Origin of the sequence: Hydrogenophaga crassostreae, from assembly GCF_001761385.1 — a bacterium.
In the GTDB taxonomy this organism is placed as follows: domain Bacteria; phylum Pseudomonadota; class Gammaproteobacteria; order Burkholderiales; family Burkholderiaceae_C; genus Hydrogenophaga; species Hydrogenophaga crassostreae.
The window spans coordinates 470,737-492,348 of record NZ_CP017476.1; the positions used below are offsets into that span (position 1 = coordinate 470,737).

Annotated in this window: 23 protein-coding genes; 19 read left to right on the top strand and 4 right to left on the bottom strand. The window is 61.7% G+C overall.

From position 1 onward, the window contains the following. The first annotated feature begins 8 nt into the window (after positions 1-8). From LPB072_RS02315 to arfB, 8 genes are all read left to right on the top strand, one after another. Complete coding sequence (locus LPB072_RS02315) at positions 9-1,127, top strand: ABC transporter ATP-binding protein (RefSeq protein WP_231943393.1); 1,119 nt, start codon at positions 9-11, stop codon at positions 1,125-1,127. Beyond that, positions 1,124-1,990 carry an ABC transporter permease gene (locus LPB072_RS02320; RefSeq protein ID WP_066088901.1) on the top strand — a complete coding sequence of 289 codons (867 nt, stop codon included), beginning with the start codon at positions 1,124-1,126 and terminating at the stop codon, positions 1,988-1,990. Before LPB072_RS02315 ends, LPB072_RS02320 begins: the two co-directional genes overlap by 4 nt. Positions 1,991-2,108: 118 nt before the next feature. Next, positions 2,109-2,984, top strand: coding sequence for an ABC transporter permease (locus LPB072_RS02325; RefSeq protein ID WP_096349055.1), 876 nt, complete (start codon positions 2,109-2,111; stop codon positions 2,982-2,984). Between the two features lie 72 nt (positions 2,985-3,056). Then, positions 3,057-4,427 carry an ethanolamine ammonia-lyase subunit EutB gene (locus tag LPB072_RS02330; RefSeq protein WP_231943493.1) on the top strand — a complete coding sequence of 457 codons (1,371 nt, stop codon included), beginning with the start codon at positions 3,057-3,059 and terminating at the stop codon, positions 4,425-4,427. Next, positions 4,424-5,230, top strand: coding sequence for an ethanolamine ammonia-lyase subunit EutC (gene eutC / locus LPB072_RS02335; protein ID WP_066088895.1), 807 nt, complete (start codon positions 4,424-4,426; stop codon positions 5,228-5,230). The genes LPB072_RS02330 and eutC overlap by 4 nt, the downstream gene beginning before the upstream one ends. A 133-nt stretch (positions 5,231-5,363) precedes the next feature. Further along, positions 5,364-5,615, top strand: coding sequence for a PepSY domain-containing protein (locus LPB072_RS02340; protein ID WP_066089127.1), 252 nt, complete (start codon positions 5,364-5,366; stop codon positions 5,613-5,615). 16 nt (positions 5,616-5,631) lie between these two features. Continuing rightward, positions 5,632-6,192, top strand: coding sequence for a cytochrome b/b6 domain-containing protein (locus LPB072_RS02345; protein WP_231943395.1), 561 nt, complete (start codon positions 5,632-5,634; stop codon positions 6,190-6,192). A 96-nt stretch (positions 6,193-6,288) separates the two neighbouring features. Next, positions 6,289-6,705 carry an alternative ribosome rescue aminoacyl-tRNA hydrolase ArfB gene (arfB, locus tag LPB072_RS02350; RefSeq protein ID WP_066088893.1) on the top strand — a complete coding sequence of 139 codons (417 nt, stop codon included), beginning with the start codon at positions 6,289-6,291 and terminating at the stop codon, positions 6,703-6,705. A 6-nt stretch (positions 6,706-6,711) separates the two neighbouring features. On the opposite strand, the gene LPB072_RS02355 is transcribed toward arfB, so the two are convergent. Further along, complete coding sequence (locus tag LPB072_RS02355; protein ID WP_066088890.1) at positions 6,712-7,191, bottom strand: NUDIX hydrolase; 480 nt, start codon at positions 7,189-7,191, stop codon at positions 6,712-6,714. 219 nt (positions 7,192-7,410) lie between these two features. On the opposite strand from LPB072_RS02355, the gene LPB072_RS02360 reads away from it, so the two are divergent. The 4 genes from LPB072_RS02360 to LPB072_RS02375 all read left to right on the top strand — a co-directional run bounded on the left by LPB072_RS02360 (position 7,411) and on the right by LPB072_RS02375 (position 13,390). Then, positions 7,411-9,036: a Re/Si-specific NAD(P)(+) transhydrogenase subunit alpha gene (locus tag LPB072_RS02360; RefSeq protein ID WP_066088888.1), complete on the top strand. Its 1,626-nt coding sequence runs from the start codon at positions 7,411-7,413 to the stop codon at positions 9,034-9,036. Between the two features lie 16 nt (positions 9,037-9,052). After that, positions 9,053-10,471: a Re/Si-specific NAD(P)(+) transhydrogenase subunit beta gene (pntB, locus tag LPB072_RS02365; protein ID WP_066088885.1), complete on the top strand. Its 1,419-nt coding sequence runs from the start codon at positions 9,053-9,055 to the stop codon at positions 10,469-10,471. Between the two features lie 271 nt (positions 10,472-10,742). After that, a complete protein-coding gene (locus LPB072_RS02370; RefSeq protein ID WP_066088882.1) occupies positions 10,743-12,425 on the top strand; it encodes a long-chain-fatty-acid--CoA ligase in 1,683 nt (560 codons plus the stop codon). A 161-nt stretch (positions 12,426-12,586) separates the two neighbouring features. Then, the gene (locus LPB072_RS02375; RefSeq protein WP_066089123.1) at positions 12,587-13,390 is read left to right on the top strand and encodes a 5'-methylthioadenosine/adenosylhomocysteine nucleosidase; all 804 of its coding nucleotides are present in this window, start codon (positions 12,587-12,589) and stop codon (positions 13,388-13,390) included. A gap of 76 nt (positions 13,391-13,466) precedes the next feature. Here LPB072_RS02375 and corA read toward each other — a convergent pair whose 3' ends face one another. Together corA and LPB072_RS02385 are read right to left on the bottom strand one after the other, a co-directional pair. Beyond that, entirely contained in the window at positions 13,467-14,453 is a 987-nt protein-coding gene (gene corA, locus LPB072_RS02380; RefSeq protein ID WP_066088878.1) for a magnesium/cobalt transporter CorA, read from the bottom strand. 242 nt (positions 14,454-14,695) lie between these two features. Continuing rightward, the gene (locus LPB072_RS02385; protein WP_082876846.1) at positions 14,696-15,934 is read right to left on the bottom strand and encodes a patatin-like phospholipase family protein; all 1,239 of its coding nucleotides are present in this window, start codon (positions 15,932-15,934) and stop codon (positions 14,696-14,698) included. A 340-nt stretch (positions 15,935-16,274) separates the two neighbouring features. Between LPB072_RS02385 and hpf the strand changes: the two genes are divergently transcribed. From hpf to hprK, 3 genes are all read left to right on the top strand, one after another. Beyond that, complete coding sequence (gene hpf / locus LPB072_RS02390) at positions 16,275-16,604, top strand: ribosome hibernation-promoting factor, HPF/YfiA family (protein WP_066088872.1); 330 nt, start codon at positions 16,275-16,277, stop codon at positions 16,602-16,604. Between the two features lie 141 nt (positions 16,605-16,745). Next, entirely contained in the window at positions 16,746-17,216 is a 471-nt protein-coding gene (locus LPB072_RS02395) for a PTS sugar transporter subunit IIA (protein ID WP_066088869.1), read from the top strand. Between the two features lie 133 nt (positions 17,217-17,349). Then, entirely contained in the window at positions 17,350-18,300 is a 951-nt protein-coding gene (gene hprK, locus LPB072_RS02400; RefSeq protein WP_066088866.1) for an HPr(Ser) kinase/phosphatase, read from the top strand. Positions 18,301-18,315: 15 nt separating this feature from the next. On the opposite strand, the gene fur is transcribed toward hprK, so the two are convergent. Next, a complete protein-coding gene (gene fur / locus LPB072_RS02405) occupies positions 18,316-18,753 on the bottom strand; it encodes a ferric iron uptake transcriptional regulator (RefSeq protein WP_066088864.1) in 438 nt (145 codons plus the stop codon). A 171-nt stretch (positions 18,754-18,924) separates the two neighbouring features. Here fur and LPB072_RS02410 point away from each other — a divergent pair, with 171 nt between their 5' ends. Genes LPB072_RS02410 through LPB072_RS02425 form a run of 4 tightly spaced genes read left to right on the top strand, consistent with a single transcriptional unit; the run spans position 18,925 to position 21,510 of the window. After that, positions 18,925-19,521, top strand: a complete 597-nt coding sequence (locus LPB072_RS02410; RefSeq protein WP_231943397.1) for an outer membrane protein assembly factor BamE — start codon at positions 18,925-18,927, stop codon at positions 19,519-19,521. Continuing rightward, positions 19,518-20,345, top strand: a complete 828-nt coding sequence (gene dapB, locus LPB072_RS02415; RefSeq protein WP_070263902.1) for a 4-hydroxy-tetrahydrodipicolinate reductase — start codon at positions 19,518-19,520, stop codon at positions 20,343-20,345. Before LPB072_RS02410 ends, dapB begins: the two co-directional genes overlap by 4 nt. Positions 20,346-20,376: 31 nt before the next feature. Next, complete coding sequence (locus LPB072_RS02420; protein WP_066085054.1) at positions 20,377-21,048, top strand: MotA/TolQ/ExbB proton channel family protein; 672 nt, start codon at positions 20,377-20,379, stop codon at positions 21,046-21,048. A 45-nt stretch (positions 21,049-21,093) separates the two neighbouring features. Then, the gene (locus tag LPB072_RS02425; RefSeq protein WP_331000251.1) at positions 21,094-21,510 is read left to right on the top strand and encodes an ExbD/TolR family protein; all 417 of its coding nucleotides are present in this window, start codon (positions 21,094-21,096) and stop codon (positions 21,508-21,510) included. The last annotated feature ends 102 nt before the right edge of the window (positions 21,511-21,612 follow it).

The following is a 21,612-nucleotide window of genomic DNA, read 5'->3' on the forward strand; positions in this document are numbered from 1 at the left end:
TAACCGGCGTGTCCGACCTGAACGCAGGCAGTCCCGCCGCCGCGTTGGACCTCGAAGTCCTGACTGCCCGCAAACGCTACGGTGCGTTTGCGGCGGTCGATGATTTGAGTTTCAACGTGCCGCGGGGCTCGTTTTTTTCCATCCTCGGTCCATCGGGCTGCGGCAAAACCACACTGCTGCGCATGATCGCGGGGTTCATCGTGCCCGACGCGGGTGACATCCGCATCAAGGGCCAGTCGATGGCGGGCGTGGGCCCCAACAAGCGCCCGGTCAACATGGTGTTCCAGCACCTGGCGCTGTTCCCCATGATGAGCGTGGGTGAAAACATCGCCTATGGCCTTGAGCGCCGTGGCGTCAAGGGCGCGGTGGCCAAGGCCCAGGTGATCGACATGCTCAAGCGCGTCGGCTTGCCGGGCAGCGAGGGCAAGCGCATCGATCAGCTTTCAGGCGGCCAGAAACAGCGCGTGGCGATTGCCCGCTCCCTGGTTCTGGAGCCGGCGCTGTTGCTGCTTGATGAGCCCTTGGGCGCACTCGATCTGAAGCTGCGCGAGCACATGAAAGTGGAGCTCAAACAGTTGCAGGCCGAGGTGGGCACCACCTTTGTCTACATCACGCACGACCAGTCGGAAGCGCTGGTCATGTCCGATCAGGTGGCGGTGATGAACCATGGCCGCTTCGAACAGGTGGGCAGTCCCCAGCAGCTGTATTACCAGCCGAAAACCGCTTTTGTGGCCGGTTTCGTGGGCAACAGCAACCGCTTTGAAGGCGTGATCGAATCGCGCAACAGCGAGCAGGTAGAACTGCGCACGCCGCAAGGCCTGGCGCTCTGGGCGCAGCGCATGGGTCCGGTGGACGTGGGTCAAAAGGCCTCTCTGTTCATCCGGCCCGAGGCCATCGAGATTGGGCGCAACGCCAGCGAGTTGCCCGCCGGTGATCCGGCCTGGAGCGCCCAGGTGCAGAGTGTGCTTTTTGATGGCGGGAACTCCACCGTACAGGTGACCGAATCGCGAACCCAGGCTGCCTTGCAAATCGCTTTGCCGTTAACTGGCCGCCTGGCCGACTTGCGCGCGGGCGATACGGTGCATTTTGGTTATCAGCCCGCCCAGGCCTGGTGTTTTTCAGCATGACCGGTTCGTCTCAACAGCGCTGGATGCTGGGTCTCTTGCTGGCGCCGGCGTTGCTGTGGCTGTTCGGTCTGGTGATCCTGCCCCACATCGAATTGCTGGTGTTGTCGTTGCAGGGCCGCGTGGGCCCGGGCGAATACGCGTTCAGCACCGAGCAGTACCAGACCTTCATCGACGAGCCGCTGTACTGGAACACCTTTGTGCGCACCGCCACCATGTCGGTGCTGGCCACGCTGCTGACGTTTCTGCTTGCCTTCCCGGCCGCTTGGTACATCGCCAAGGTGGCGCGCGGGCGCTCCAAAACGGTGCTGCTGGTGCTGTGCCTGCTGCCCTTCTGGGTCAGTGAAATGGTGCGCACCCTGGGCTGGTTGATCCTGCTGCGCGAAACGGGTGTGATCTCCAGCGTGTTGCAGGCCACCGGGCTGGCCAGCCAACCGGTGGAGTTGCTGTACCACGACGCCACCATCCTGGTGGGCCTGGTGTATGCGTCGCTGCTGTTCATGGTGATCCCGCTGGTCAACAGCCTGGAGAGCCTGGACGACAGCCTGATCGAGGCCGCCTACGACCTCGGCGGCTCCACCGTCAACATCGTGCGCCGCATCGTCATTCCCCACGCCGCCCCAGGTATCGCCGCGGGCTCCATCGTGGTGTTCATGCTGTGCCTGGGCAACTACCTCACCCCGACCTTGCTGGGCGGCAAAAACTCGCTCTGGTTCACCGAGCAGATCTACACCCAGTTCATCACCCGCTTCAACTGGAACCAGGGTGCTGCCTTTGGCTTCCTGTTGCTGTTCCTGTCCACGGCGCTGGTCTGGGCGGGTTTAAAAATCACCGGCCAGCGCTTTGGCGCCGTGATGAACCGATGACCCCCCCCGCCCCGCTGCGCGTGATTCCCCAAGGGGCAACGCCTGCACACCGGCAAAGCCGGTTGTGCGGCGTTCTGGACTTGTGCTCTGGCGCGCTGAGCGTTGTGCATTTGGAGAAATGTTCGTGATTCCCAGTTTGCCTCGTCCCTGGGCGCAGCGCGTCGGCCTGAACGGTTTCATGCTGGGCTTCTTCGTGTTCCTGTTTGTGCCGCTGCTGGTGGTGGCAGCGTTCGCGTTCAACGACGCGGCCTACCCCACGCCACCGTGGAACGGTTTCACGCTCGACTGGTTCACGGCCAACACCGACGACCGGGTGGGGTTGCTGTTTGACAGCGAGCTGCTGGAAAGCCTGGGCACCAGTGCCTGGGTGGCCTTGTGGGTCACGTTGCTCTCGGTCGGCGTGGGCACCTGCAATGCCTTTTTGCTGGAGCGATTCGAGTTTCCGGGCAAAAATGCCGTGGCAATGCTGGCCATGTTGCCGCTGGTCATTCCTGGGGTGATCCTGGGCATATCCATCCTGGCCTTTGCCAGCCGCATCGCCAACTTCGCCTACGACACCTGGGAGATCGAGCTGGAGTTCCTGCGACCGGGTTTGCCGCTGGTGATCCTGGGTCAGTTTTGCTACATCGTCACCATCGCCACACTCACCATCTCCGCCAGCCTGCGCCGCTTTGACCGCACACTGGAAGAGGCCGCGCTCAACCTGGGCGCCAGCCGCGCCGCGGTGCTGTGGACCATCACGCTGCCGTATTTGCGGCCCAGCATGATTGGTGCTGGCGCCATGGCATTCCTGATGTCCTTCGAAAACTTCAACACCACGCTGATGCTGGTGGGGTCCGACTCACCGCTCACGGTGTTGATGTACAGCCGCATGCGCGAGGGCGCCACGCCCGTGCTCAATGCGGTGAGCCTGTTTTTGATGGTGGCGTCTGCTGTGCTGGCCCTGCTGCTGCTCTGGCGCGGTGGTGCAAAGCCGGCGCCAGAGGGCCACTGAGAAAGCCACGCCGTGGGCTACGCGCACACCATCGGCTCGCGGCGGTACCTGTTTGAGGACCTGCGCACGCTGATGGCGCGGGCTTCACCCCTGCGTTCGGGCGATCAAATGGCGGGTGTGGCGGCGCTCGACGCCACCGAGCGGGTGGCCGCACAAATGGCCCTGGCCGAAGTGCCGCTGAGCCGCTTCCTGAGCGAGGCGGTGGTGTCCTACGAGACCGACGAAGTCACCCGCCTCATCATCGACACCCACGAAGCGTCGGCTTTCGCCCCGGTGGGCCACCTCACGGTGGGGGACTTTCGCAACTGGTTGCTGAGCGACGCAGCCAATACCGCCGCGCTGAGCGCGCTGTCGCCCGGCCTCACGCCCGAAATGGTGGCGGCCGTGAGCAAGCTGTGCCGCGTGCAAGACCTGGCGCTGATCGCGCGCAAATGCACTGTGATCACCCGCTTTCGCAACACCCTGGGCTTGCCCGGCCGGCTGGCCACACGTCTGCAGCCCAACCACCCTACCGACGACCTCAAGGGCATCGCCGCCAGCCTCATCGATGGCCTGCTCATGGGCAGTGGCGACGCGGTGATCGGCATCAACCCGGCCAGCGACAACGTGCCGCAGGTGGTGCGTTTGCTGGGCATGCTGGACGAGGTGATCCAGGGCTACGCCATGCCCGCGCAAAGCTGCGTGCTGACACACGTGACCAACACCTTGCAAGCCATGGAGCGTGGCGCGCCGGTGGACCTGGTGTTCCAGTCCATCGCCGGAACGGAAGCGGCCAACCGCGGCTTCGGGGTGGACCTGGCCCTGCTGGCGGAGGCCCGTGCAGCGGCGCTGGCACTGCAGCGTGGTGCGGTGTTTGCCGATGGGCAGCGCGGTGAACACGTCATGTATTTCGAGACCGGGCAGGGCAGTGCGCTGTCGGCCAACGCCCACCACGGCTGCGATCAGCAAACCATCGAAGCGCGCGCCTATGCGGTGGCCCGGCAATTCAAGCCGCTGCTGGTGAACACGGTGGTCGGGTTCATCGGTCCGGAGTATCTGTTCGATGGCAAGCAGATCCTGCGCGCCGGCCTGGAAGACCATTTCTGCGGCAAGCTGCTGGGCCTGCCCATGGGTTGCGATGTTTGTTACACCAACCACGCCGAGGCCGATTCCGATGACATGGACGCCTTGCTCACGCTGCTGTGCACGGCGGGCGTCAACTTCATCATGGGTGTGCCGGGCGCCGACGACATCATGCTGAATTACCAGAGCACATCGTTTCACGATGCCTTGGCCATGCGCCAGTTGCTGGGCCTGAATGTTGCACCCGAATTCGAGGCCTGGCAGCAACGCATGGGGCTGACACAGAAACAGGCGACAGCCGATGGCGGCGCCCCCTGGCGGCTGACTGCGGAGGTGCCAGCGGCCCTTGCGCAACGCATCCAGCGCCTGGGCGCGCCATGACCACCCCCGCCAACTGGAACCAGCTGCGCGCATTCACCGATGCGCGCATTGCGCTGGGTCGCGCGGGTGTGAGCCAGCCCACAAGAGCGCACCTGGCCTTTCAACTGGCCCACGCTCAGGCGCGCGATGCCGTGCACGGCCAGCTGGATGTGAGCGGCCTGCAGCCAGCTCTTGAGGCATTGGGCCAACGCGCCGTTCACCTGCACAGCGCAGCTCCTGACCGCGCTCACTACCTGCAACGACCCGATTGGGGCCGCCGCCTGAATGAGGCCTCGCGGGAGAAGCTCTTGGCGCTTCGCCCCGCCGAGGGCGCTGCCCCGTTTGATCTGGCTGTGGTGGTGGCCGATGGTCTTTCCCCGCTGGCAGTGCAGCGCCATGCGCCTGCCTTGTTGGCCCACCTGCTGCCTTTGTTGCGCGCTGACGGGGCGACCCAGTCTTGGCATCTGGCCCCTTTGGCGATGGTTGAACAGGCCCGTGTGGCCGTGGGCGACGAAGTGGGCGAATGCCTTGGGGCGCGTTGCGTGTTGGTGCTGATCGGCGAGCGCCCGGGCTTGAGTTCGCCCGACAGCCTGGGGGGGTATTTCACCTGGGCGCCGCGTGTGGGTCGCAGCGACGCCGAGCGCAACTGCATCTCCAACGTTCGCGATGCAGGGCTTGCCCCTGAAAAGGCCGCCCGCAAGCTTCACACACTGTTGTGCGAAGCCCGCCGCCGTGAGTTGTCGGGCATCGCGCTCAAAGACGAATCAACCGATGGGCTGGATCACGCCAAGGGCATACCGCCCGAGAAGCTTCCACTGCGCTGAACCGCCTGCGCGTGTTTTCCGCCGGGCCACGGGCGCTCACATTTTTTACAAGTGCATTTAAGGTTGGCTTCAAGTTGGGCGGTTGCAATACATCCACCAGCACATGCTGGGCTTTGTCTCAAAAGGATGTGTCATGAAGAAAATTGTTGTCTCCGCAGCCCTTCTCGCTGTCGCCGGCCTGGCCATGGCCGAACCGGCGTGCAGCGTGCCCAAGGAGAAGTGGATGCCAGAAGCCTCGTTCAAAAAAATGGTCGAAGAAAAGGGCTACGCGATCAAGAAGTTCAAGGTGAACAAGGGCCAGTGTTACGAGGTCTATGGCAAAAAAGGTGGCAAAAACGTTGAGCATTGGTTCAACCCTGAAACCGGTGAGCAAGTCACCCAATAAACAGATCGCCAACGGCATGAACCGGCTCACCAGATTTGTGGCGCCCGCCATGCTCATTGAAAAGCACCGCCCGGTGTGGGACCGGTTCGTCCGCGTCTTTCACTGGACGGTGGTGGGCTGTGTCGTGCTCAACTACTTCGTACTGGAAGAGGGCGAGTGGCCGCACGAATGGACCGGCTACCTCGCTGCGGCCTTGGTTTCTGCGCGCATCGTCTGGGGCTTCATCGGCTCAAAGCATGCGCGGTTCTCTGACTTCTTTCCGACGCCATCAAGGTTGCGCCAGCATGTGCAAGCCATGCGCTCGCGGCAACCCGAATACCACTGGGGACACAACCCGGTGGGCGCGCTCATGATGTTGCTGCTCATGACGCTGGTTTTGTCGCTTGGGTTGACCGGCTGGATGCAGGGCACCGACGCTTACTTTGGCGAAGACTGGTTGCAGAACCTGCACAAATACCTGGCGGAGGCTCTGGTGATCTCGGCGGGCCTGCACGCGGCTGCGGCCATTGTGATGGGTCGGTTGGAACGTACCCGGCTGGTCAAGGCCATGATCACGGGCGTGAAAGAGCGCTATTGACCGATGGCGCCAGATACCGATGGAGGTTCGCCCAATTTGCGCCTGTTCGGGAAAAGCGCGTGAGGCGGCCTGGAAGGTTGTGCCAAACTCATTGCCATGAGCGGACAACAGGCCCACACCATCCATCCCAACGAAGTGGACTTCACGGCCATTCGGGCACAAGGATCGGGCGGGCAAAACGTGAACAAGGTGTCCAATGCGGTGCACCTGCGTTTTGCCATCCATGGATCGTCATTGCCCGAGGCCATTCAGGAGCGCTTGCTCGCTTTGAGCGATCAGCGCATCACCACCGATGGCGTGGTCGTGATCAAGGCGCAAACCAGCCGCAGCCTGGAACACAACAAGGCCGATGCGCTGGCGCGCTTGCAGGCGTTGATCGACAGCGTGGCCAAAGTGCCCAAACGGCGCAAGGCCACGCGACCTACCTTGGGCTCACAGCGCCGGCGGGTGGATTCCAAAGTGAACCGGGGCCAGGTCAAAGCGCTGCGTGGTCGCGTGTCAGGTGGCGAATGACTTCAGTCAGGGCGCGTACACCGATGGGTCGGTGAACACCGCGCCCATGGGGAGCCGCTGGCCCGAGATGTGGTCTTCGATGCAGCGCAAAACCAGGGGGCTGCGGTGGCGCTCGACGCTGGCCCGCACCTCCTCTGGTGTCATCCATAGCGTTCGCACGATGCCTGTGTCCAGCGCGCGTCCGACTTCTTGCTCACCCAGTTCGCCGCAGTAAGCAAAACGCAGATAGGTCACATCTTCGCCCGTGCTTTCCCTTTGAAAACGTGAAACGTAGACGCCCACCAGCTCGGTGGGTGTGAACGCGTGGGCGGTTTCTTCCAGCGCCTCCCGTACCGCGCCTTGCTCGGGGCTCTCGCCCGGATCAAGATGCCCGGCCGGGTTGTTCAGGCGCAAGCCTTCGGGGGTGTGCTCTTCGATCAGCATGTAGCGGCCATCGCGCTCGATGATGGCGGCCACGGTGACACTGGGTTTCCAACGGATGTTCATGGGCCGTGATTATCCGGGCACCGCCGCCAAGCGGAGCTTGGCTGCTCATCTGGGACAGACCCTGATGGGCAGCTGCGGCACAATGAACCACAATCTGCCTGTTTGAGGGCGTGGCGCTGACGGCTATGGAGTGGTACTCAAAGCCAGCCCATTCGGCGCCCGCGCTTGGCACCGCCCATTCGCCCCCATCTTTTCAACCCACCGCATCGAGGACCACCTATGACTTCTGGCGCACCGACCGAAACCGCCGCAGCCAGCGCTGCCGCCTCCACGCCGCAACGCATTGGCGTGCCGCGCGAGATATTCACTGGGGAGAAGCGCGTCGCCTCCGTCCCCGAGGCTGTGGCCAAGCTGGTCAAGCTGGGATTCAACGTGTCAGTGGAGGCAGGCGCGGGCGGGCTGGCCAACTTCAGCGACGACGACTACACGGCGGTTGGCGCCACCATTGCCGGCTCTGCTGCCGACCTGTGGAATGAAAGCGACATCGTGTTCAAGGTGCGCGGCCCCACGCCAGACGAAGTGGCGCTGATGCACGAAGGCCAGACGCTGATCGGCTTCATCTGGCCCGCCCAGAACCCGGAGTTGATGCAGCAACTGGCCGACAAAAAGGTCACGGTGCTGTCCATAGACGCGCTGCCGCGCACGCTGAGCCGTGCGCAGAAGATGGATGCACTGACCTCGATGGCCGGTGTCAGCGGCTACCGGGCCGTGGTCGAATCGGCGAATGCCTTCGGCCGTTTTTTCAATGGACAGATCACCGCGGCAGGCAAAGTGCCTCCGGCCAAAGTTTTCATCGCCGGCGCGGGAGTGGCCGGTCTGGCCGCCATTGGCGCTGCGGCCAGCCTGGGTGCCATCGTGCGCGCCAACGACACCCGCGCAGAGGTGGCCGACCAGGTGGTTTCGCTGGGCGGCGAGTTTGTCAAGGTCGACTACGAAGAGGAAGGTTCGGGCGGTGGCGGCTATGCCAAGGTCATGAGCGAGGGCTTCCAGCAGGCCCAGCGCGAGATGTACGCCCAGCAGGCGCGTGAGGTGGACATCATCATCACCACCGCGCTGATCCCTGGCAAACCGGCGCCCAAGCTGATCACCGCCGACATGGTGAAAAGCATGAAGCCCGGCAGCGTGATCGTCGACATGGCGGCCGAGCAGGGCGGCAACTGCGAGCTGACCGTGCCGGGCGAAGCGGTGGTGAAACACGGCGTGACCATCGTCGGCTACACCGATCTGGCCTCGCGCATGGCCCAGCAATCGTCCACGCTGTACGCCAACAACCTGTTTCGCCTGAGCGAAGAACTGTGCAAGACCAAAGACGGTGTCATCAACGTCAACATGGAAGACGATGCCATCCGTGGCCTGACTGTGGTGAAAGACGGTGAAATCACCTGGCCGGCCCCGCCGCTGGTGGTGCCACCCAAGCCCCCGGCCAAGCCAGCCGCCCCGGCTGCGAAAAAAACCCATGGCCATGGTGAAGCGTCCGGGCCAATGCCTGCGCGCAAGCTGGCCATGGTGGCCGGCGTTACCGCTGTGCTGTTTGCCATCGTGGGCGCGTACGCACCGGCCGAGTTCCTGTCGCATTTCACGGTCTTCGTGCTGGCCTGTTTTGTGGGCTACATGGTTGTGTGGAATGTGAAGCCTGCGCTGCACACGCCGCTGATGAGCGTGACCAACGCCATCAGTTCCATCATCGCCATCGGGGCGCTCGTGCAAATTTCGCCGCTGGCCACAGGCGATCGGCCCAATGGCCTGATCGGGACCCTGGCCGCTGTGGCGCTGGTGCTCACCGCCATCAACATGTTCGGCGGCTTTGCCGTCACCCAGCGCATGCTGGCCATGTTCCGCAAATAAAAAAGGAGACCCATCAATGTCTGCAAGTCTGGCTACGGTCTCCTACATCGGAGCGACGATTCTTTTCATTCTCAGTCTGGGCGGTTTGTCCAACCAGCAAACGGCGCTGCGCGGCAACCTGTACGGCATGGTTGGCATGTCGCTGGCTGTGCTGGCCACCGTGTTTGGTCCGCAGGTGACTGGCGCCGGCGTGCCCTGGATCATCACCGCCATGCTGATCGGCGCGATCATCGGTCTGTACGCAGCGCGCACGGTTCAGATGACGCAGATGCCCGAGCTGGTGGCACTGATGCACAGCATGGTCGGTATGGCCGCCGTGCTGGTGGGCTTTGCCACCTACGTCGACCCGGAAGCCTCCAAAGGATTCACCGGCGCGGCGCACTCCATCCATGCGATGGAGATCTACATCGGCATCTTCATCGGCGCGGTCACCTTCTCAGGCTCGGTCGTGGCATTCGGCAAACTGTCGGGCCGCATTGGTGGCAGCCCCATGCTGCTGCCCGGTCGCCACTGGATGAACCTGGCCGGTCTGGTCTTGGTGATCATCTTCGGGCGCATGTTCCTGAATGCCGAGTCGATCTCGGATGGCATGTTCCCGCTGTTCATGATGACCATCATCGCGCTGCTGTTCGGCGTGCACATGGTGATGGCCATTGGTGGCGCCGACATGCCGGTGGTGGTGTCGATGCTCAACAGCTATTCGGGCTGGGCCGCCGCGGCCACCGGTTTCATGCTGTCCAACGATCTGCTGATCGTGGTCGGTGCGCTGGTCGGCTCCAGCGGCGCCATTCTGTCGTACATCATGTGCAACGCGATGAACCGCAGCTTCATCAGCGTGATCGCCGGCGGCTTCGGCACAACCGCCGCGGCGCCCAAGGCGGCCGGCGGTGCCGCCGAGCCAGCGGGTGAGGTGTCGCCTATTCTGGCGCTCGAAACCGCCGAAATGCTGCGCGACGCCAAGAGCGTGATCATCGTTCCGGGCTACGGCATGGCGGTGGCACAGGCGCAGCATACGGTTTACGAGATCACGCGCCACCTGCGCGAAAAAGGCGTGAAAGTGCGCTTCGGCATCCACCCGGTGGCAGGTCGCATGCCAGGACACATGAACGTGTTGCTGGCCGAGGCCAAGGTGCCTTACGACGTCGTGTTTGAAATGGACGAACTGAACGACGACTTCCCGGACACCGATGTGGTCATGGTCATTGGCGCCAACGACATCGTGAATCCGGCCGCGCAAGACGACCCGACCAGCCCGATCGCCGGCATGCCCGTGCTCGAAGTGTGGAAAGCGCGCACATCCATCGTGATGAAGCGCAGCATGGCAGCCGGCTACGCCGGTGTGGACAATCCACTCTTCTACAAAGAGAACAACCGCATGCTGTTTGGCGACGCCAAGAAGATGCTCGATGAAGTCCTGACGGCTTTGAGGGGCTGACCGCGGTTTTGCTTCCAGGCGGGACAGACTTGCCCGGCAACCACCGCGACCTGGCAAGGTGGCGGTGGTTTCTTTTTGAGTGAAGGCAAAGGCCTGAAGAACCTGGCTGTTCATCAGGCCATCGATCGCATCAATTTTGATAGCGGAACACGTTGTTCTCTTGAGCATTTGCGGTACGCTGTCAGTTGGAAGTCAGGGAAAAACACGAGATCCAGCCCGCTGATCTATCCGACAATGCGCGCCAGGAATACCGAAAATAATTGGAGTTCACATGACCGATTCGACCATTGACCGCCCTTGGCTGGGGTCTTATTCGCCCGGGGTGCCCGCCGATATCGATGTGGCGCAATACCCGTCGCTGGTGCATTTGCTGGAAGACAGCTTTCAAAAGTTTGCCCCGCGCGCGGCCTACAGCTTCATGGGCAAAGAAATTGGCTACGCGCAGGTGGACAGCATGTCCAAGGCCTTTGCGGCGTATCTGCAGGGCCTGGGGCTGGTCAAGGGTGATCGGGTGGCGGTGATGATGCCCAATGTGCCGCAGTACCCGGTGGTTGTTGCAGCGATCTTGCGGGCCGGCTTCGTGGTGGTCAATGTGAACCCGCTCTACACCGATCGTGAACTTGAGCACCAGCTGAAAGATTCGGGTTCGCTGGCCATTGTGATCATCGAAAACTTCGCCGCCACGCTGGAAAAATGCCTTGCCAAAACGCCCGTGAAGCATGTGGTGTTGGCAGCGATGGGCGACTTGCTTGGTTTGATCAAGGGTGCGTTGGTGAATTACGTGGTGCGCAACGTCAAGAAGATGGTGCCCACTTTCAATTTGCCCCAGGCGGTTCGCTTCAATGACGCATTGGCCAAAGGCTCCCGCGGTTCGCTCAAGCGGCCAGAAATCGGCCCGGATGACGTGGCGGTGTTGCAGTACACCGGCGGTACCACGGGCGTTTCCAAAGGTGCTGTGCTGTTGCACCGCAACGTGGTGGCCAACGCACTGCAGTCCGAGGCCTGGAACGCGCCCGCGATGAACAAGGTGCCGGCGGGCGAGCAGAGCACCAGCGTATGCGCCTTGCCGCTGTATCACATCTTCGCCTTCACGGTGAACATGATGCTGGGCATGCGCACCGGTGGCAAAGTGATCTTGATTCCCAATCCGCGCGATTTGCCTGCGGTGCTCAAAGAGCTTTCTAAACAGCGTTTTCACAGTTTTCCCGCAGTGAATACGCTGTTCAACGGGTTGGCCAACCACCCCGATTTCGGCACAGTGGACTGGAGCCATTTAAAGGTGTCTGTGGGTGGCGGTACGGCAGTGCAAGGCGCCGTTGCAAAAATCTGGCTGGAGAAAACGGGCTGCCCCATTTGCGAAGGTTATGGCCTGTCGGAAACCAGCCCGTCGGCCAGCTGCAATCCGGTGACCAACAAAGAATTCACCGGAACCATTGGACTGCCGTTGCCCAACACCTATTTGAAGTGCCTGGATGACGATGGCAACGAAGTGCCCATGGGCCAGGCCGGCGAAATCGCCATCAAGGGCCCACAGGTCATGGCCGGCTACTGGCAACGTCCCGATGAGACAGCCAAGGTGATGACGTCCGACGGCTACTTCAAGTCGGGCGATATTGGCATCATGGACGAACGTGGCTATTTCAAGATTGTTGACCGCAAGAAAGACATGGTTCTGGTGAGCGGCTTCAACGTGTATCCAAACGAGGTGGAAGAGGTGGTGGCTGAGATGCCAGGGGTGATGGAGTGCGCAGTGGTCGGGGTACCCGATGAAAAATCGGGTGAAGCGGTGAAGCTGGTAATCGTCAAGAAAGACCCGTCGCTCACCGAAGCGAAGGTGCGTGAATTCTGCAAGGCCAAGCTCACGGGCTACAAGCAACCCAAGGTGATCGAATTCCGCACCGATTTGCCCAAGACACCGGTGGGCAAAATCTTGCGCCGCGAGTTGCGGGGCTAGTAGGTTCACCCCCGCGCCGCCTTCGACGTCTCCCCCTCAAGGGGGCGATGCTGGCGGCCCGGAGGAGCTGGTTCCGCGGCATCCTGGGTGAATGCATCTCGCTCGGGAAGTGCACTTCGATTGAACGGATTGCGGTCAGGTAATCTGGTCCAATGGTGCCTATGACCGCCCCTTCTATCCCCCGAATCGCCCTCGTTGCCGCGTTGCACGAAGAGCTCGCCAGCGTCTTGGCGTTGATGCCCGATGAACACAAAGAGACGGTGGGCGGCCGCGATTTCTGGGTGGGCCATCTGCACGGGCAAGAGGTGGTGGCCGCGCTGTGCGGCATCGGCAAAGTGGCGGCAGCCACCACCGCCACGCTCTTGATTCAGTATTTTGGCGTTGACCGCATCGTGTTCACCGGGGTGGCTGGTGGTTTGGGGCCTGGCGTGAACGTGGGCGATGTGGTGGTGGCGCGATCGTTGCTGCAACACGACTACGACGTGTCTCCGATTTTCCCGCGTTATGTGATTCCCGGACACGGGGTGAGCGAGTTTCCAAGCGATGCCCAACTGTCTGATCGATTGGCTGGAGCCTGTGAAACAGTGCTCGGCGCCTTGCCCGACCATGTTGACCTTGCCAGCATCGCGAAGTTTGGTCTGCACAAGCCCAAGCTGCACCAAGGTCTGGTCATCAGTGGCGACCGCTTCGTGTGCACCACGCCAGAAAGCGAAAAGCTGATTCGCGAACTGCCCAGCGCTCTGGCGGTCGAAATGGAAGGTGCGGCATTTGCGCAGGTGTGCAAAGACTTCAACTTGCCCCTGGCCTTGGTCCGAACGATCTCAGACCGCGCCGACGACGAAGCCCACGTCGACTTCCCAAGCTTCCTGAAGGAGGTTGCGAGCAAGTACAGCGGCGCCATCATCCAAACACTGTTTTCCGACGAAATGGAAAAATCGGATACCTATCCGGAGCGCGAGCACTAACCGAGGATGCCGCCTGGCCGGGCCGCCAGCATCGCATCCATGAGGGGGTGACGCGCTGAAAGCGCGGCGCGGGGGGCTACTTCAACCAACCCCGCTTGCGGAAATACATCATGGGGACTGCCGCAGAAATCAGCATCAAACCCAGCGCAAACGGGTAGCCCCATTTCTGACTCAGCTCGGGCATGTACTGGAAGTTCATGCCGTACAAGCTGGCGACCAGTGTCGGTGGCAGCAGTGCCACGCTGGCCACGGAGAAGAGCTTGATGATCTTGTTCTGGTTGATGTTGATGAAACCGACGGTGGCATCCATCAAAAAGTTGATCTTGTCGAACAGGAACGCGGTGTGGCTGTCAAGCGAGTCTAGGTCACGCAGAATCTGTCGGGCATCCTCAAACTGCTCGGCGCTGAGCAAGCGGCTGCGCATCATGAAGCTCACGGCGCGGCGCGTGTCCATGACATTGCGGCGAATGCGGCCCGACATGTCTTCGTGGCGCGCGATCGCCGAGAGCACCTGGCCTGCGGTGTCGTCGGTCACGGCCCCGGCCAGTACCTGGCGACTCACTTTTTCCAGATCGTCGTAGATGTTCTCCAGCGTATCGGCGCAGTACTCGGCATCGGCGTCAAACAGCATGAGCAACACGTCTCTGGAGTTTTCGATGAGACCCGGCATGCGACGCGCGCGCATGCGCAGCAAACGGAACACTGGCACATCTTCATCGTGGATCGAGAACAGCACGCCCTGACTTCGGAGCTTGTCGTTGTTCTCATTCAGGATGAAGGCAACACGTATGGCTCGAGGGTCATCGCTGTCGTCGATCAAGAAGTCGCTGCGCACATGGAGTTCGCCGTTGTCCTCCTCAAAAAAGCGCGCCGACTCTTCGATGTCGTCGTCCATCGCGTCTTCCGGGATGGACAGACCAAAAATGCGTTTGACCCAGCGCCGCTCTTCGGGCGTGGGCGCTTCCAGGTCAATCCAGATCGGTTTGAGGCCCTCAAGGGCGTCGCTGGAGTTGATTTCTTCTTGAAACAGCCGGCCGTTGACCAGCGTGAAGACGTTGAGCATAGGCGCTCCTGGGCAAAATATCTGAGGGGCCCGGGCGCAGACAATGTGCGCAGCCGGTGGACGGTTCTGGCGGTGCTTTCAGCCGTGGAACCGGTGCGGCAAGCGCGCTTGCCTCAGGCAACAGCGCAACTCAGACGGCGGCGGAGGCGGCTGAAAGCACACAACTGGGAGGTGTGCTTTCCATGATGGATTCGGTCATTCTTGAAGCAGGTCATTATGGCACTGCCCTGCCGGGCGGCAACTCATGTTGGCTGAAAAAGCGCCTTGAGTTCACGCTGGCGGTGCCAGGCGTCGTGCTCGCCGAGTTCGATCAAGGCCTGCACAAAACCCGGTTCGAACATGAGGTAACTGGCGAGGGACGCTGCGCTGCCTCCGGAGGCAGCCCCGGTTTCCAGTGCGCCCAGGCCCTTGAGGGTATTGCGTGTGGCTGCGGGCAGATCTGCGACATGTTTGCGAGCCAGCTCATCGATCGAAAAGCTGGGCTGCAATGACACGACTTCCACCGCATGGTAAGGCAGGGCGGCCGCGACCTCCGGGGGCAACTGTTCCAGGGTGGCGCTGACCCGTTGTGCCTGTTCCACGTCGTGGTGCACGGTGTCGTGAAACACGCTGGCCATGGCATGGCCAGCGATGGTGCCGGCGGTGGGCTCTGGGCTGATCGAGGGGAGTCTCCCCGTGCGTTGTGGCTGGCCGACGCCGATCACCAGAATGCGCCGTGCACCAAACTGGATGGCCGGCGACAGCGGGGAAAGCTGGCGCATGGAGCCATCGCCGAAATACTCCTTGTGTCCATCAACCCATAGCGGCACAGCCGGAAAGAGAAACGGGATCGAGCTGGAGGCCATCAGGTGCTCGATCGTAATGGGCTGGAATGAAGCGCGCCTGCTTGGGCGCCGCCAGGGTTGCACAGTGTGGTTGGGCGCGGTTTGACAGAACGTCCAGTGTTCTCCGGAGGTGTAGCTGGATGCGGTGACGCCCAGCACCTCGATGACACCGCTTTGCAAAGATCTTTCGACACCGGTCAGGTCGATGGCTTTGTGCAGGGTGTCGACCAGTGGCAGCGTGTCGAGCAGCGCGCGGTGTCGTTTGACCTGGCGCGCCAGCGTCAAACCGGCCAGGAAGCGGTTGGCACGAACCCAGCCTGGCGCCTCCAGCTTGTAGACGCGGTGCGACTGCAGTTTGGCCCAGAAAGAGGCGAGCTCGCCCAGAGCGGGCAGACCCATGTGGGCCCGACTGGCGAGAAAGCTAGCGTTCAGTGCGCCCGCCGAGGTGCCGAACAACCAGCGAAAAGGAAAGCTGGCGGGGTCCCCATCGCTTCCCGGGGCTTCTTTCGCCAGCATCTTTGCGATGGCTTTGAGAACGCCGGCTTCGTAAGCGGTGCGTGCCCCTCCGCCCATGAGAACCAACGCGCACGCGTCGCTGGGTTCTGTTGATGGTCGGGGTGTTAGGAAGCTGCGGTTGATGAGCGTGTCGAGGGACACCGGTGGCGGCTCAAGTGAGGGGTTTGTGGATCGGCCAAATTCTTTCTCGGCACAAAATCATGACACATTCCCACGCCGGTCTGGGAAACGGCGCTGGGCTTCGTCGCATCCATGTTGAACGGACAAGCCCAACCCCCCGAGTTCGGTGCTTCGGCAAGCTTTTGATTGCGGGGATCGGCAAGGTGTGTGAACCGAAGTGTGCTTTTTCCCTGCTTGTTGCAGTGCGGGATTGCGCACGCCGGAAATCATTGGCATAGTGGATCCATGACTTCCCCGTGGCCGTCCGGAGGGCAATCCGACGGATGGCTTGTATCAACCTGGAGCAACAGGAGGTTCTTATATGAACTTGACGATCAGTGGTCACCATTTGGACGTTACGCCCGCATTGCGCGGGTATGTCACCACCAAACTGGAACGCATATCCCGGCACTTCGACCAAGTGGTCGATATCAAGGTGCTGCTGACGGTGGACAATCTCAAAGAGAAGGACATGCGACAGAAAGCCGAGTGCAATATCCATGTAAAAGGCAAGGACTTGTTCGCTGAATGTGCCCATGCTGATCTTTATGCAGCGGTCGATGAGCTCACCGACAAGCTGGACCGACAGGTTCTTCGTTACAAAGGCAAGTCACAAGATCACCATCACGAGCCTGCTAAACGGATGATGTAAGAGGCTGGTACCAACTGGTCCCATAGCGCAGCAACGATGCTGCACTGGAACAAGCCGCTTGAAATGTCAAGCGGCTTTTTTGTAACAAAGCACTAGGCAAGGCGCCTCAAGGCGGCATAATTTGCCCTCCAAGAGGCCTACATGAACCGACTATCTGCCATATTGCCCGCGGGCCAAGTGCTCGTGAGCGTGGATGCCACCAGCAAAAAGCGCGCATTCGAAGAGGCTGGACTGCTCTTTGAAACCCTTCACGGGCTGAACCGCGCCTTGATTACCGACAGCCTTTTTGCTCGCGAGCGTCTGGGTTCAACGGGGTTGGGGCATGGTGTGGCCATTCCCCACGGGCGCATCAAAGGCCTCAAGCAGCCATTGGCCGCGGTGTTTCAGCTGGCCAATCCGATTGGCTTTGACGCGCCAGACGAGTTGCCGGTGCAACTGCTGATTTTTCTGCTGGTACCTGAGGCCGCGACCCAGAAGCACCTGGAAATCTTGTCCGAGATTGCCGAACTGCTCAGCGACAGCGCCCTGCGCGATCGCATGAAATCGTCCAGCGAAGCCAGTGGCCTGCACACCCTGATCACTTCCTGGCAGTCGGCGCACGCAGCGGCCTGACGCTTGCTGGCCCCCACGCTCCACCGCTGCGCGGGTCGCTGCCCCCCGAGGAGATTGATTCGGGCTGGGGCGACTTGGCGGCAAGGCTTTCTTGCTCCCGTGCCTTACTTTTGCGCGAGCCTGTGATCCCGTCATGAAGCCCACCGTTGTCAGCGCCGACGTTCTGTTCGAAGACCACCGCGAAGCCCTGAAGTGGCAATGGGTGGCTGGACTGGGTGCTTCCGAGCGCCGCTTTGACGAGGTGGCCATCCGCGAGGCGCGCTCAGGTGCAGACCTGGTGGGCTACTTGAACTACATCCACCCGTATCGGGTGCAGGTGTGTGGCGAGCGCGAAATTACCTACCTCACCAGCGCCGTTGATGACGACAACCGACGCAGGATCGCGCGCATCGTGACGCTTGAGCCTCCGGTGCTGGTTTTGGCCGATGGTCAGACTGCGCCGCAGCCCATGGTGGCGATGTGCGAGCGGGCGCAAATTCCGATGTTTGCCTCAACGGAGCCAGCGGCGTTTGTGATTGACGTCTTGCGCGCCTATTTGTCGCGTCACTTCGCCGACCGTTCATCCATGCACGGCGTGTTCATGGATATCCTGGGGATGGGCGTGCTCATCACCGGTGAGTCCGGCTTGGGCAAAAGCGAACTGGGTCTGGAGTTGATCTCACGTGGTCACGGATTGGTGGCCGATGACGCGGTGGATATTTTTCGCACCAACCAGGCCAGTATCGAAGGCCGTTGCCCCGAGTTGTTGCAAAACCTGTTGGAGGTGCGGGGCATAGGCTTGCTCGATATCAAGGCCATTTTTGGTGAGACCGCTGTGCGCCGCAAGATGCGTCTCAACCTGATCGTGCATCTGGTGCGCCGGGAAACCCTGGAGCGTGACTACGACCGCATGCCGCATGAACCGCTGTACCAGGATGTACTGGGAGTGCCCGTGCGCAAAGCCGTGATTCAGGTGGTGGCAGGCCGCAACATAGCTGTGCTGGTGGAGGCGGCGGTGCGCAACACCATCCTGCAACTGCGCGGCATCGACACGTATCAGGAGTTCGTGGCCCGACACCGGGCGGCGATGCAAAAGGGGGAATAAGCCCCGGCTCGCGCTTCAGCGCTGCTGATTGCTGCGGTGAGGGCAGTCGGGTTTGTTGCAACTGGCGTAGAGCGACAGGGCATGTTCCTGCAAAACGAAGCCGCGGCTCTTGGCGACCATTTGCTGGCGCTTTTCGATTTCCGGGTCGAAAAACTCTTCCACACGCCCGCAATCCAGGCACACCAAGTGATCGTGATGCTGGCCTTCGTCCAGTTCGTAGACGGCTTTGCCCGACTCGAAGTTGCTGCGTGTGAGCAGCCCCGCCTGTTCGAACTGCATCAATACGCGGTACACCGTGGCCAGCCCGATGTCTGACTGGTTCTCCAGCAGTACGCGGTACACGTCTTCGGCGGTCATGTGCCGCTGCTTGGCGTTCTGGAACACCTCCAGAATCTTCAAACGCGGCAGCGTGGCCTTCAGGCCGGTGTTCTTGAGTTCGTCGATATTGGTCATGGCGGTCTTTGCGAAGCGGCGAGAGGGCCGGCGACAGTGGCACGAGGTCGGTGCAAGGGTCCACTGGGGCGAGACCCCGGGGCTACAATGAAGCATCATATCGTCAGCGTACCGCCGGGTCGTTTTCTACCGGGAAACATCCCGGTGCCTCGCCAACTTCAGGTTGCCTGCATGCACCAGCTTTCTTTCCGCTCTATGCCTTTTGTCCGCCATCCCTCAAGTGCCGTTCGATGCCTGGCGTTGGGCCTGGTTGTGACCGCTGTGAGCGCACTGTCGGCCTGCTCCTCTGTGAGCGACAGGTTGCCCAGCGTGGGCAGCGTTGTAACCCCTTACAAAATTGATATCGTGCAAGGCAATGTGGTCACGCGCGAACAGGCACAAGCGCTGCGGGCGGGCATGGCTCGCGAACAGGTGCGCGACTTGCTTGGCTCCCCGCTGCTCGCCAGTGTGTTCCATGCCGACCGGTGGGACTATGTCTTTACCTTCCGTCGCCAGGGGCAAGCCACGCAAAGTCGCCGCTTGACGGTGTTTTTCAAGGACGCGGTACTGGAGCGTTTCGAGTCAGACGAGCTGCCCAGTGAAGCCGAGTTCGTAGCGTCGCTGGACACGTCCCGCAAGCCAGGCAAGGCCCCGGTGCTTCAGGCCACCGAGGAACAGCTCAAGGCGTTTGAGGCGCGCAACGCTGTTGTGACTGGTGGTACCAACCCGCCTCCGGTGGCACCTGCAACCAACTATCCGCCTCTGGAGTCGCCCGGAGCCGCGAAATGAACGCCGTGACACCTGCGGCTCCGCCGCACCGCATTTGTGTCGCTGGCGCCAGTGGGCGCATGGGTCAGATGCTGATTGAAGCCATAGGCGCCAGCGATGATTGCCTGCTCGCCGGTGCTCTTGATATCGCCACCAGTCCGGCACTTGGCCAGGATGCCGGTGCTTACTCGGGCAAGCAAACCGCGGTGAACATCACCGCCGATATCGCTGCTGGCCTGTCGCACAGCCAGTGCCTGATCGATTTCACGCGCCCGGAAGGCACACTGGAGCACATGCACGCGTGTGTGGCCCAGGGTGTCAATCTGGTGATCGGTACCACCGGGTTCTCTGATGAACAAAAGGCCGAGATCGCTCAGGCCGCCAAGCGCATCGCTATCGTGATGGCGCCCAACATGAGCGTGGGGGTGAATGTCACACTCAAGCTGCTTGACATGGCGGCCCGGGCGATGTCCACCGGCTACGACATCGAAATCATCGAAGCCCATCACCGCCACAAGGTCGATGCCCCCAGCGGCACGGCACTCAAGATGGGCGAAGTGATCGCCGATGCCCTGGGTCGGGACCTGAAGGACTGCGCGGTCTACGCCCGCGAAGGGGTGACTGGCGAGCGCGATCCTTCAAGCATTGGCTTTGCCACCATTCGGGGCGGCGACATCGTGGGCGACCACACCGTGATGTTTGCCGGTACCGGCGAGCGCATCGAAATATCCCACAAATCCAGCAGCCGGGCAGGTTATGCGCAGGGCAGTTTGCGAGCAGCGCGCTTTCTGAGTGGAAAGGCCACCGGGCTGTTCGATATGTTCGACGTGCTCAGCCTGCGCTGAGGCGGTTCGTTTTTCCTAACTGGATCCAAACATGGGTGTTTTCGAAACCGTGATGCAGGGCGATGCCGTGAGCCGCAGCGTGGCCTTGCTGCTGCTGTTGATGTCGGTGGCGAGTTGGGTTGTGATTCTGTGGAAAGGCTGGCTGCTGCGCCGCGCAGGGCGCGATGTGCAGCGATCTGCCGAAGGCTTTTGGCAGGCCGCCGGCCTGGACGAGGCGCAACAGCGCCTCGCAGGCAGCGACCCTCGCCAACTGGTGACGCCGCTGTTGCTGGCCGTGCGCACACTGGAGGAAGCAGCGCCAGGCACCCTTGCTTCGGCCGGAGATCGCTCGCAGCAGCTCACCCGTGTGTTGCGCGATGCGCTGCATGGCGTTCTCAACCGCCTGCAATTTGGCCAGGTGTTGTTGGCGACGGTGGGCTCCACGGCGCCTTTTGTGGGATTGCTCGGTACGGTCTGGGGTATTTTCAACGCGCTGACGTCGATTGGACTGGAAGGCAAGTTCCAGATCGAACAGGTGTCTGGCCCGGTGGGTGAAGCGCTGGTCATGACGGCTGCCGGTCTGGCGGTTGCGATTCCAGCGGTCCTGGCCTACAACGTGCTGGGCCGACAGATTGCCCGCATCGAGGCCGATCTCGAAGGCTTTGCCCGCGACTTGCGTGAACTGCTGGTGCACCCGCTGGGCGCATCCAGATCGGAGAACTGAGCCATGGGTTTTGGTCGGCTGGAGAAGCCTACAGGGCATCGCCCGATGAGCGAAATCAACGTGACACCGCTGGTCGATGTGATGCTGGTGTTGCTGGTGATATTCATCATCACTGCGCCGCTCATGACCAGTCAGCTGGACCTGGAGTTGCCAAAAACGCCAACGCCGGTGGCTGAAAAAGTGCAAGAGACCGATGCTTTTGTGGCCATTGCCATTGACGCCACGGGACAGGTGTATTGGGACGACGCAGCTGTTGATGAGGCTGGGCTGGGCGCGCGACTGGCCCAAACGGGCAAAACCAATGCCGCAACCGAGCTTCGTTTGCGCGCCGATACCGCTGTGCCTTACGGGCAGGTGGTGCGGCTGATTGCCATGGCGCAGGCTGCTGGTTTGTCTCGCATCGGGTTCATGGCCGATCCCGCGACAGGCGAGCCGCAGCCTTTGGTGCCCCGCAAGCCCTAAAATTGAGGGCGCGCTGCATTGCAGCGCTATTCCTCACTCTGGGTGAACGCGCGGCCTGCGCGGCGCCTGGCCAGCTTTTCTTTCGCCGGTTTCCCGGCTTTT